Annotated in this window: 12 protein-coding genes; 4 read left to right on the top strand and 8 right to left on the bottom strand. The window is 35.1% G+C overall.

The features are described 5' to 3' along the window. Positions 1-89 precede the first annotated feature (89 nt). Together RUH95_RS08310 and RUH95_RS08305 are read left to right on the top strand one after the other, a co-directional pair. Complete coding sequence (locus RUH95_RS08310; protein ID WP_313892388.1) at positions 90-629, top strand: sigma-70 family RNA polymerase sigma factor; 540 nt, start codon at positions 90-92, stop codon at positions 627-629. Between the two features lie 14 nt (positions 630-643). Further along, positions 644-1,648, top strand: coding sequence for a DUF4179 domain-containing protein (locus RUH95_RS08305; RefSeq protein ID WP_313892387.1), 1,005 nt, complete (start codon positions 644-646; stop codon positions 1,646-1,648). A gap of 44 nt (positions 1,649-1,692) precedes the next feature. On the opposite strand, the gene RUH95_RS08300 is transcribed toward RUH95_RS08305, so the two are convergent. After that, positions 1,693-2,499 carry a GNAT family N-acetyltransferase gene (locus tag RUH95_RS08300; protein ID WP_313892386.1) on the bottom strand — a complete coding sequence of 269 codons (807 nt, stop codon included), beginning with the start codon at positions 2,497-2,499 and terminating at the stop codon, positions 1,693-1,695. 293 nt (positions 2,500-2,792) lie between these two features. Between RUH95_RS08300 and RUH95_RS08295 the strand changes: the two genes are divergently transcribed. Then, positions 2,793-3,608, top strand: coding sequence for a ZIP family metal transporter (locus tag RUH95_RS08295; RefSeq protein WP_313892385.1), 816 nt, complete (start codon positions 2,793-2,795; stop codon positions 3,606-3,608). A 56-nt stretch (positions 3,609-3,664) separates the two neighbouring features. Here RUH95_RS08295 and RUH95_RS08290 read toward each other — a convergent pair whose 3' ends face one another. From RUH95_RS08290 to RUH95_RS08280, 3 genes are all read right to left on the bottom strand, one after another. Further along, positions 3,665-5,335, bottom strand: a complete 1,671-nt coding sequence (locus RUH95_RS08290) for a ribonuclease J (RefSeq protein WP_313892384.1) — start codon at positions 5,333-5,335, stop codon at positions 3,665-3,667. A 794-nt stretch (positions 5,336-6,129) separates the two neighbouring features. After that, the gene (locus RUH95_RS08285; protein WP_313892383.1) at positions 6,130-7,512 is read right to left on the bottom strand and encodes an NAD(P)-binding domain-containing protein; all 1,383 of its coding nucleotides are present in this window, start codon (positions 7,510-7,512) and stop codon (positions 6,130-6,132) included. Between the two features lie 95 nt (positions 7,513-7,607). Continuing rightward, complete coding sequence (locus RUH95_RS08280; protein WP_313892382.1) at positions 7,608-8,054, bottom strand: MarR family winged helix-turn-helix transcriptional regulator; 447 nt, start codon at positions 8,052-8,054, stop codon at positions 7,608-7,610. A gap of 108 nt (positions 8,055-8,162) precedes the next feature. Between RUH95_RS08280 and RUH95_RS08275 the strand changes: the two genes are divergently transcribed. Then, positions 8,163-8,666: a GNAT family N-acetyltransferase gene (locus RUH95_RS08275; RefSeq protein WP_313892381.1), complete on the top strand. Its 504-nt coding sequence runs from the start codon at positions 8,163-8,165 to the stop codon at positions 8,664-8,666. Between the two features lie 151 nt (positions 8,667-8,817). Here RUH95_RS08275 and RUH95_RS08270 read toward each other — a convergent pair whose 3' ends face one another. The 4 genes from RUH95_RS08270 to RUH95_RS08255 all read right to left on the bottom strand — a co-directional run bounded on the left by RUH95_RS08270 (position 8,818) and on the right by RUH95_RS08255 (position 12,339). Next, positions 8,818-9,873 (bottom strand): NAD(P)-binding domain-containing protein, encoded by a 1,056-nt coding sequence (locus RUH95_RS08270; protein ID WP_313892380.1) that lies wholly within the window; start codon positions 9,871-9,873, stop codon positions 8,818-8,820. Between the two features lie 321 nt (positions 9,874-10,194). Next, a complete protein-coding gene (gene arsC, locus RUH95_RS08265) occupies positions 10,195-10,614 on the bottom strand; it encodes an arsenate reductase (thioredoxin) (protein WP_313892379.1) in 420 nt (139 codons plus the stop codon). 70 nt (positions 10,615-10,684) lie between these two features. Continuing rightward, positions 10,685-11,995, bottom strand: a complete 1,311-nt coding sequence (locus RUH95_RS08260; RefSeq protein WP_397469487.1) for an arsenic transporter — start codon at positions 11,993-11,995, stop codon at positions 10,685-10,687. Next, the gene (locus tag RUH95_RS08255; protein WP_313892377.1) at positions 11,995-12,339 is read right to left on the bottom strand and encodes an ArsR/SmtB family transcription factor; all 345 of its coding nucleotides are present in this window, start codon (positions 12,337-12,339) and stop codon (positions 11,995-11,997) included. Before RUH95_RS08255 ends, RUH95_RS08260 begins: the two co-directional genes overlap by 1 nt. Between the last annotated feature and the right edge of the window lie 85 nt (positions 12,340-12,424).

Here is a 12,424-nt window from a genome sequence, read left to right as displayed (position 1 = left end):
TTATTTAAAAATAATGTACGATCTTGATAGAAATGTGGAATGTAAATACGTATTAGATAGTGTAAGGGCCGCTTACATAGGAGGTAATAATGAAAATAAACGATGAAAACGTTGTACAACAATTACTATTCAAGAATGAAAAAGCTCTATTCTACATCATCGATCAATATGGTGGATTGTTAAAAAGCATCATTCAAAAATATTTATACAATTTGGAATCCGTTCATGAAGAATGTCTAGACGATGTATTGCTCTCTATTTGGAATCATATCGATTCATTTGATAAAGAGAAAAATACATTCAAAAACTGGATTGCCGCAGTAGCTAAATATAAGGCTATTGATTATCAGAGAAAACATAAAAAGTATTTGGAACAAAAAAATATAGAAAATGAAGTATTAATTAGCCCTATTAATATAGAAAACGAAGTAATAGATAGCCAGCTCAGTAATACTTCTGAAAAAATGTTACACCTTCTAAACAAAGAAGACCAAGCATTGTTTATGAAACATTACGTTGACGATAAAAACGTAGATGAATTGGCTGAAGAAATGGGTGTCAAAAAATCTGTTATTTACAATCGGTTATCACGTGGGAGAAATAAGCTTCGAAATTTATTTAGTAAATAAGATGAGGTGGACTAATGAAAAACATATTTGAACGTTTAAATGAGGAACAAATAGATGTAACAGAGCATGAGAATAGTCAATTAACGGACATGGAAAGAAAAGCGACAAAAAAAAGAATAAAGGCAAAGCTTAAAAAGAAAGCAAATAACACGAAAAGGATACTTGTTGTTGTGGCTTCGTTGGCCATAATGATGTACGCAGGAATGAGTAACAAATATGTATTAGCTGATTTACCGATTATCGGCAGTACAATTGAGAAGTTTGTGTATTCAAAAGAGCATTCCCTACAAGATTATAAGACAGTCGTCGGGGAATCAGTGCGAGATAATGGAGTGAAAGTGACGCTAAATGAGGTTATGTTAGATGAAGGACAACTTCTTATTAGTAGCACGTTCCACTCAGACTTTTCAGAGGAAGATTTAAAATGGAATTGGTTTACGGAAATGGATATCTACATTAATGGAAAGAAACTGGGACCAGGTGGAGGAGGGGGGCCACGTGAAATTAATAGGACATCAGTAACTTATTTTTGGTCAGCTAATATACATGACCTCAATCTGGAGGAGGAACATGACATAAAGATAGTGTTCAAAGACTTGGAAAGAAGCGATCATAAAAAAATGAAAGCTGGAAAATGGAGTTTTGAATTCACCACATCAGGTAAAAACCTCGTTTCAGAAAGAAAATCCATTACAATTGGAAAAAATTTCACACTAGATAATGGTCAAGAAATAATCGTTGAAGACTTGATCATAACTCCAGTTTCTACAACGTTATATTACAAAATGAAACATGTATCTACGAATGTTTATTTTAAAGTGGAAAAACAAAATGGTCTTGAATTACAAGAAGTGTCCAGCAGAGGAAGAAATAGCAGTGAGAATAGTAGTAGATTTGTAGCAATAGAAGACGATGTAGCTAAACTCAAGATTATTCCTTATACCGAATCAGATATAATTAATGGACAGAAAAATGTGGACATGCTATATGACCAATCATTTGAAATAGATGTAAAATAAAAAAGTAAACCGCTGATTATCGATAAATCAGCGGTTTATTGTATTCATTTGTATAAATAATAATCTTGTGCATGCACCACATTAAAACCAACTGATTCATATAGTCCTAATGCATGAGCATTCTTTGTTTCTACTTCTAAATGAACGGAGCGGCCTAACTCAGATTGCTCTTTCACTACTTGGTTCAACACTTTTCTGCCTATTCCTTTTCCTTGATGCTCTGTTAAAATAGCGAACCCATAAATCCATGCTTCAGTCTCTTCTTTATCCACACGAATTTTTCCAATTGTTTCCCCATTCACATCAATCATAAGCTCATCTTCTGTTCTTTTAGCTTCCATCTCAAACGCATCTTCTTTTGCAATTCCGAATGCTTCCACATCTAAGCGAACACGCATATCTAGATCTTCTTCATTTGCTTGTCGAAGTGTAAAACCATCTACTTCATTAAGAGGTGTTTCCTGCCACTTCATTTGATGCTCTGAAAATGCGTAAAGAGCTCCTTGTTTTGCTAAAAAGTCTTTTGCTTCAGATGAAGTAGCCGGTGTGTTTAATAAAATCTTTTTGAAAGCATTTTGTTTTACAGAAGCCATTCCTTGTTGAAATAACTTAGAGAAATGCTTATTGCGGCGTTCGTTAGGCTTCACCATTCCACATACTTCCACTGTAGAACCAAAAGGATATAAACCTAAAAATGCAATAAGGATATCATTTTCATAATGAAGGAAATCAAGCTGATCTGATTCTCTATTTCGCAGCATTTCCCAGTTCAGTTTTAATTGCAAGCGATCATGTTCTTCACATTCTTTTTGTAGCATTTCTATATCTTGTAATTGTTTCGAAGTTAACATGTGATTCTCCTTTAGTAGTAGTAAAATTATGTTCTTAAGAGAATTATAATGAACTATTCTGAATTATGAAAGGGGAAATTTGGATATTATTCTTGAAAATGAAAATTGGACTGACTAAATCTTCGATAATAGTTAGTATGGAGCAGCATATTTATCTCCATTTGTTTCTCGAATAAAAATTACTTGTGTAATCAAAAAATAGTTGCAGTAAGGAAACTTTAGGCATACAATAATAAAAATAAGAAGAAGCTATCTGTTTAAGATAAGCATCAACTAGAAGGGATGGTAATAATATGATTGATTTTATTTCAACGCTTAGCCCAGTTATGCAGGCATTACTGGCAACCCTTTTCACATGGGGTATGACTGCAATTGGTGCTGCTTTAGTATTTACTACAAAGGAAATAAATCAAAAGGTAATGGACGGAATGTTAGGATCCGCCGGTGGGATTATGATTGCAGCTAGTTTTTGGTCATTGCTTTCTCCAGCCATTGAAATGTCAGAGGGAGGTCCTTTTCCTGCTTGGTTCCCCGCAGCTGTTGGCTTTCTATTAGGTGGCTTTTTTCTTTGGGCAGCAGATAAGATTATTCCTCATTTGCATCCATCCTCCAATTTGGATCATGCCGAGGGAATACATCCTAAAAGTAAAAGACGCAGTACATTACTTGTATTTGCGATTACTTTACACAACATACCAGAAGGGCTAGCAATTGGGGTTGCTTTTGGTGCAGTTGCGGCTGGTTTTCCATCTGCTTCATTAGCCGCTGCTATTGCTTTAGCAATCGGTATTGGTATTCAAAACTTACCTGAAGGAACAGCTGTTTCGATGCCACTACGAAGAGAAGGTATGTCACGCAGAAAAAGCTTTATGTACGGGCAATTTTCAGGTATGGTAGAGCCAATTGCTGCTGTAATTGGGGTTTTAGCTGTAACATTTATGACTCCGATACTTCCATTTGCATTAGCTTTTGCAGCAGGGGCAATGATTTTTGTCGTAGTAGAGGAAGTTATTCCTGGCTCCCAAGAAAACGGTAATGGGGATTTAGCAACTGTATGTTTAATGCTTGGATTTACTGTGATGATGATACTAGATGTTGCTTTTAGTTAATAAAACTAGAAAAAGCGTTCACTTCTTAGAAGAGGACGCTTTTTCACATTTCTTTTTTAAATATCAATGATTATTGGAAGTATCATTGGTCTTCTTTTCGTGCGAGAGTATAAAAGCTTTTCAATTGACTTTTTTATATCTTGTTTCAGAACACGTTGGTTTCCATTTCTATTTTTCATTTTTTTGATAGTCATTCGTACTTCTTGGTTTACTTCTTTCATTAATTCTTCAGAATCAGGACCGTATACGAAACCACGCGATATAGTATCTGGACCAGAAATAATTTTACCTTCTGATTTACTCAGTGTCGTAACGATAACAAGCATACCATCTTCAGAGAGAAGCTTTCGATCACGCAATATGATATTCCCAACATCACCAATGCCAAATCCATCTACGAATATGTTACCTGAGTGGATACTTCGAGTTTGAATCGCTTCTTGATTGGCTATATCTACGACATCTCCATTATTAATAATAAAAATGTTTTCAGATTTTACCCCTACTGATTTAGCAAGTAATCCGTGTTGATGTAACATTCGATACTCTCCATGGATAGGGACAAAGTATTTTGGTTTCATTAACGTTAACATTAGTTTTAGTTCTTCCTGACAAGCGTGACCTGAAACATGCATGCCTGTAACATTTCCAGAACCATAGATAACTTTAGCTCCAAGTTGAAATAAATTGTCGATAATTCGTGATACACTCGTTTCATTGCCAGGTATGGGGCTTGCGGCAAAGATAACTGTGTCATCAGCAAGAACTTCAACTTGACGAAAGTTTGAACTTGCTAATCGTGATAATGCTGCCATTGGTTCACCCTGACTACCTGTACAAAGAATGGCCACTTTTTCTGGATCCATTCCACGTACTTCATTTACTTCCAGTAACATCCCCTCAGGTATATCTAAATAACCCCGGTCCATTGCAACAGACACGACATTGATCATGCTACGTCCAAGTAAGACTAACTTCCGATTTGTTTTAATCGCAGCATTGACGATTTGTTGTACACGATGAACGTTGGAAGCAAATGTGGAAATGAAAACTTTACGGGTAGCTTGACGGAATGCATTTTCAATATGATCACCAACAAGTTGTTCCGATGGGGTAGAGCCAGGTCTTTCTGCATTTGTACTTTCTGATAGAAGTAATAAAACGCCGTCACGACCAAGTTCAGCCATTTTGTGAATATCCTGAGATTCGTTGTCCACTGGAGTCCAATCAAATTTGAAATCCCCTGTATGTACAATTATTCCTTGTGGTGTGTGAAAGGCAATTCCTAAACAATCGGGGATGCTGTGACTAGTTTTGAAAAATGTAGTCTTAATAGTGCCTAGTTCTAAAACTGAGTTAGAATCAATCATAAACAGCTCAGTTTCCCTAAGAAGGCCATGTTCTTTTAATTTGCTTTCAATTAGCCCTAGCGTTAAGTTTGTAGCGTATATAGGCAAATTTAATTGTTTTAAGAAGTAGGGGATGCCGCCAATATGATCTTCGTGTCCATGTGTAATAATCATTGCACGAATTTTTTCTTTATGTTCCTGTAAATAAGAAATATCTTGGATAATCAGATCAATCCCTAAAAGACTTTCATCTGGAAACTTAGATCCACAGTCAATCACAACAATATCATTAGAAGATTGTAAAACGTACATATTTTTACCGATTTCATTAATACCACCAAGAGCAAAGATAGATAGTTTATTCTCTGAAGCATTCAAATTTATTCCTCCTATTTACAATCATATACTTAGTATTACCTGATCGAATCGTTTTATAAGTAGAAGTTGAAAATAAGAACGTTTACAAATAGTGTCGAAATGGGATAATGTGGTTATGGGTCGTACAGTCTGATGATAATTACGCAACAACTTATTAGTAGATTAAACTACTAAGAGGATACTATGTTAAACTTCGAAGTACTGTACAATTACCATCTTATTGAAGGAATTAATAGCAAACTTATTAATTTCTAACAGAACAACAGAGAATGGGACACAATAATTTTATTGTTGCACTATTTAGGGTTTTAGAGAGCAAGATAGAGTATTATTTCTTATTTTTAAGTATTTTATAATTTTAGTTTACATAATATCTATTATAGGAAGTTATGTTTCATTGGATAAGTATACTTGAAATAATGAGATATTTTCAAGAAATGCTCTAAAAATGAAAATTTCTATTTATCACGTATATGTAATAAAAAATCATCTCACCTCTAAGAAATTTACAGAGATGAGATGATTTTAACTAACCTTTGTTACAAATTATCAATCTTTTTTATAAAGCTACTTGCTAAGGCCACTTTCTTTTTTTATATCTCAATGCCTCTAAAAAATTGCTGTAACTTTCTTTTCCATATAAATCCTTACTTTCTTTTATAAAGTTATTGAACATATAAACTTGCGCCTGTTCTAACAATTAAGATCTGGTTTCCCCCTACCAGTTTTAAGTAGGAAATAAAAGTATTCTTTCGATAAATTAGCCCCGTGATTCACAGTCAAGTAAGTTTCCCCTAGCATTTTGATGCTTCGGTACCGCAGCATGATTGTGAGGACTTTTGTGGTGTTAAATTAACACTACATACACCAGTTTTCGGTAGATCTAGTTCTACCTTTTTAGCCAATTCAAAATCACCTGAAAGATGAGCTACAATAGATCTCACTTGCTCATAGCCAGTTGCCATTAAGAATGTTGGAGCTCTGCCATAACTTTTCATTCCAACGATATAAAAATCTTTTTCAGGCTGTTTTAATTCTTTTTCTCCATGAGGGCGTACTGTTCCACAACTATGAAGGTTTGGATCAATTAATGGAGCAATAGCATCCACACTTTCTGTGGCAGTATCAATACTTAGTCTGATTTCTCTTATAAAAGAAAAATCCGGGCGACTACCCGTGTTTGCAACGATCTCATCTACAGGTAGAAGGATAATTTCAGTCCCATTTGCTTCCCCAGTTATTTCGATACCACCATCTTTCGTTTTTGACAGTTGGTGAATATGAAAAGGAGTATATACCTTGATTTTCCCTGTATCAACTAGTTGATGAATACGGCTTCCTAGCTCTCCTCTTGCCTCTAGAGCGTCTTTATCCTCCCCACCGTATGCATCTTCTACATTTTTCTTTCGCATGATCCATGTTATATCTACGTTTTCATTTAGCTGGGCTAATTCTAAAATTGTGTTTATGGCCGAATGACCACCACCAACTACTGCAATTCTTTTTCCTTTGTATCGTTCTTGATGTGTGCCATTTATGTCTGGGATTCCATAATAAATATGCTCATTTAATTTTCTTTCTTCTTTCGTCCAAATGCTATCAGCATTTATAGGGTTAGGATTTGACCAAGTTCCCGTAACATCAATAACAGCCCTTGCTTCTACTCTTTTTGATGTACCATTTTGTTCGGTGTATAAAACAAATGGAGAATTTTCACGGTTTGCAGTTTTCATTTTATCTAAAGATTTTTTACTTAAAGAAACGACTTTTGTATTCAGTAATAGAAAGGGTTTTATTTCAGGCAAGTTTGCTAATGGCACCAAATATTCGTTTACTAGCTCTCTGCCTAATGGTAGTTGATCTAATGAAGGGGCATTCCAACCATGTTTTTCTAGCATTTTTTTAGCAACTTTATCGATGTTGTATTGCCACGGTGAAAATAATCGGACATGACTCCAATTTAGAATATTACTTCCGACACTTTCACCTGATTCCAGTACTATAAAACGTTCGCCAAGATTAGCTAAATGCGCAGCTGCTGCCAATCCTACCGGACCGGCACCAATAATTGCTACAGGTAAATCCATCTTCGTTATCTTCACTTCTTGTTTAATCGTTTCTGTAGAAGGGCCACAGCATCCCCCAGTGTTAATTTGCTTCAATTCGATATTTTTCATCTTCTTACCTCCATAAAGGTTAGTGAAATTATCCTAATTCAAATTAGTTGTAAAATGCAAGTAATGGATATTTTTTTAAGCAAGAATTAACTTGCTTAAAGTAAAGGTGTGCAGCAAACGCTTGATTTAGACATAGCCTGGTTTAATAATTGAATAGAACGAATAACCGTTTCTTTTTCAAATTCGTTCATATGTGAGAATACTTCCTCTAAATACGCATTCATCGAATGATCAATGGTCGTGGAAACAAATTTCCCTTGTGCTGTTAGGGATAAATTATAAACCCTTTTATCCGCAGAAGACGGTGTTTTTTTTACTAAATCTAACTTTATAAGCGTTTGGATTTGTCTGCTAAAAGTTGTAATATCCATTGCCAAAGTTTCTGCAACTTGTTGCATAGAGGGTGCTGTTTGTTTGTCAATTTCATAGAGAATATGACTTTGAACAGATGAAATATCAACAGAGCCAACCGAACAACAATTTTTATTTAAAAGCCCAAATCTTCGAGTTAGAACTTGAAATAGTTCACGTTTGTTTTCCATCTTTTCACCCCTTACATTATTTATATAATAATTACTTGTAAAGTGCAACAAATAAACTTAAACTTTGATTAAATACTTTTTTATTTATTAATTCGGAGGAATCAAAAAATGAATTATACAATTAGAAGCGCTACACAAGAAGATTGGGATCAAATTAGAAGCATTTACGAAGCGGGTATTTCCACAGGTCATGCTACATTTGAAACCAAAGCACCATCCTCTTATGAACATTGGCTTTTAAAGTCACACCTAGAATGCACTCTAATAGCACAAGAAGAGGACATAATACAGGGGTGGTGTAAATTGTCACCGATATCTGATCGTTTGGCATATGCTGGTGTAGGTGAAGTAAGTATTTATGTGCATCCTGCCGCTAAAGGTAAAGGTGTTGGCGATTTTCTTTTAAAAAATTTGATTACTAAGTCGGAACAGTTAGGATTTTGGACTTTACAAGCTTCAATCTTTCCAGAAAATGAAAGCAGTGTTTATTTGCATAAGAAAAATGATTTTAGAGAAGTAGGAATACGAGTAAAAATAGGTAAAGTGAATGGTAAATGGAGAGATAGTGTTTTATTAGAAAGAAGAAGTAAATTAGTAGGTAAAGAAGAATAATTACGTATCCCTTAATAGAATTGATTATACCTTTTAACTTAGTAAAAGTATTAATTTATACTAAGTTAAAAGATATTTTCATTTTAAACAATTAGGATTTCTCCGAATTTCATTAAAATACACGTATAGTCTTCGCTTATAACAGTCACATTCATTGTTCAATGTAATGCATTAGTTTTTTTACAACAAACTGTGCATCTGAACCCACACCCCTTAAAGTAGCAGAAGCAAAGGAACGCTGCCCTTCCATGCCTACATAATAAAGACCGGGCACATTACTTATTCCTGCCTTATGAATCGGATTTCCTTCAGTATCTAACGCACCAATCTTTCGAAGGTATGGAAGCTCAGGTCTGAAACCAGTAGCATAGATCACCACATCCACCGGCTCATTTTTCCCGTTTGGCCAAATGACTCCATTCTCATAAAAGGATTTAAACATCGTTTGTTGATCTGGCTTTCCTGCCGCCAATCGCTCTTTGTATTGGTCCATATCGTCCACGACACTTGAGTTCGGTGCAGTTGTCCCGAATCGCCAGAATGGAAATTTATCAAAGCCAATCAGTTTAAACCAAAAATGCAAATCCTTACCCAATACACGTTGCTTTACAAACTGGACAGGTTGTAACACTGCTAAAGAAGTTCGGCTCACCTCAGCAAGCTCTGCTGCAATTTGGACGGCTGAATTTCCACGCCCCACAACGACCACTCTTTGATTAATAAATTTCTCCGTATTTCTATATTTGGAGGAATGAAGTGTTAACCCTTTAAACTCATCCTGGCTAGCTATATTTGGAATGAAAGGATTGTTAAACGAGCCGGTTGCATTAATAATAGTGCGCGTCTGAAATATATCTCCTGTCCTCGTATGAATAGTAAAACCCACTTCATCTTTTTCTACAGATTCCACGTACTGATTGGTCTGAATTTGCAATTTAAACTCTGTACTGTATTGCTGTAGGTAACGAACGACTTCATCTCTCTTCGGATATCTATCTTGTTCTCCAGGAAAATTCATGCCTGGCATAGAGGAATAACCTGCCGGAGAAAATAGTTTGAGACTGTCGTAATAATGTGGCCACGAACCTCCTACCTGACTGCTTGCTTCTAAAATAAGATATTGTAGCCCTTTTTTCTGTAAATGATAGCCCGAGGCAAGACCTGCTTGCCCACCACCAATAACGATTGTATCAAGTATTTCGTTCATTCTAAAATCCTCCAATTTACTTGTAACATACAAGTATTTAATAATTCAATATCCGTTAAACCTATTTTATACTGATTGTTTTATCGTACTAAATATGTCACTTCAGCATTTTTTGTTTAGGAAATCAAACCGAATTAACATGTTTTTAAGAACATCAATCCTATTTTCCAGCGTAATTTATTACATTAAATAGTTATACGTTATTTATTTGCATTTTACAAGTTTTAATATAAGATACTTAATCAAAAAAAACCACTCAAATGAGTGGTCCCCCTTGTCTATAAATCGAACCAAGAGAATATATACTTGATGATTTACATATTACTCTCCTGTTTCAGAAAAATGTTTGATTCTGTCTCTAATTTCATCACGAACTCGTTGGAATATTGCCCATTTCTCAACATCAGTTCCTTCTGCCTTGGCAGGGTCCTCAAAGCCCCAATGATCACGTCTAACATGAGATGGTGTCATTGGACACTTATCCGCTGCATCCCCACAAAGTGTAACCACAAAACCCGCATCATTCAATGTTTCCATATCAATAATATCTGAAGTTTGTTTAGAAATATCAATACTGACTTCATTCATAGCTTTTACAGCATTAGGGTTTAAACCATGTGCTTCAATACCTGCACTTTTAACTTCCCATTCATCACTTAAATACTTTTTCGCCCAACCTTCTGCTATCTGGCTTCTGCAAGAATTTCCTGTACATAAGAAGTAGATTGTTTTTTTAGTCATGATTCGATATCCCCTTTGGTTTCAACTTTATAAAAAGTATTAGTTTATTTACGTAAATTGATGGCTCACATTAGAAAAATGATAAAGAAATATATAGTCCTAATAATGTAATGAATAGAATAGGAACTGTTAAGACAATACCTGTTTTAAAATAAATCCCCCATGAAATCTTCACACCTTTCTGAGATAAAACATGGAGCCATACTAATGTAGCAAGTGAGCCAATTGGTGTGATTTTTGGCCCTAAGTCAGATCCAATCACGTTAGCATAAATAAGCGCTTCGCGAATTGTACCAGAAGTATTCGTTTCTGCAATTGCTAATGCATCAATCATCACAGTTGGCATGTTATTCATTAGGGATGATAGAAATGCTGCAATGAAGCCCATCGACATCGTTGCTACAAATAGCCCTTGCTCTGCAGCTACTTCAATTACGCCAGCTAACACGCTTGTTAGTCCTGCATTTCCGAGTCCGTAAACAACCACATACATACCAATAGAGAAAAATACGATATTCCAGGGTGCACCTTTAATAACTGTTTTAGTGTCAACAGCGTTACTTCTTCTTGCCATTACGATGAAGAAGATCGCTATAATTCCAGCAATTATTGAAACAGGAACACGGATGAATTCACTACTAAAATAACCGACAACCAATATAGCAAGTACATACCATGAAAGATGAAACATTTTTATATCTTTAATCGCTTCTTTTGGTTCTCTAAGCTTTGATAAATCATATGTCCTTGGAATGCTTTTTCTAAAATAAAATAATAATATGCTTATAGTTGCAATGAGTGAGAATATGTTAGGAATAATCATTCTCGAAGCATATTCTACAAAGCCAATTCCAAAGAAATCAGCTGATACAATGTTTACAAGGTTACTAACTACGAATGGGAGCGAAGTGGTGTCGGCTATAAACCCACTCGCCATAATGAATGGGAAGATCATTTTTTCATTGAAATTCAAGTTTCGAACCATTGCTAAAACAATTGGCGTCAATATTAACGCAGCACCATCATTGGCAAAAAAGGCAGCAACAACAGCCCCTAACACACTTACATAAATGAACATTTTAATCCCTTTACTTTTAGCGCCCCTCGCCATATGCAATGCAGACCATTCAAATAAACCAATTTCATCTAAAATCAAGGAAATAAGAATAATTGCAATAAAAGACAAAGTTGCATTCCAAGTAATATCTACCACCTCGATGACATCACTAAAACCAACAACCCCTACTAATAACGCTATAATAGCCCCTCCACAAGCTGACCAACCGATATTTAACCCTTTTGGTTGCCAAATAACAAAGACAAGCGTTACTAAGAAAATCAATGATGCTAAAATCACTTGCGACAAAATACTAGCCTCCATTATTCACATGAGATACGTAATCCCTGCTCTTCTAATTCTTGCAGTTTGAAATCTTGGTTCGGAAGATGATCAATCAGATTTTGAACGAATAGAAAATCATCACTTCCCTTGTTCAATGAATAAATAATCCATTGTCCCTTCCTTGTTTCACGTACCAACCCAACATCTTTTAACTTTCGTAAATGTTGACTTATAGCCGGTTGACTTACTTTAAATATTTCTACAAATTCACAAACACAATAATCATGTGAATCCAGCATTTTTATCATTGTAAGTCTTGTTTTATCGCCCAATAGCTTTAATATAGTTGCAGCTTTTTCTATCTTAATTTCCGGTACTAGCATGTTTTCTTCCCTCCCTACCTATCATATAATCAATTGCTTATATAATATTGTACTTATATACAATTTGCAACAGTATTATTAAACA

Source organism: Psychrobacillus sp. (genome assembly GCF_032154225.1).
GTDB lineage: Bacteria > Bacillota > Bacilli > Bacillales_A > Planococcaceae > Psychrobacillus.
The sequence above is the reverse complement of the archived record's forward strand: the minus strand, read 5'-3'. Positions and strand labels throughout refer to the sequence as shown.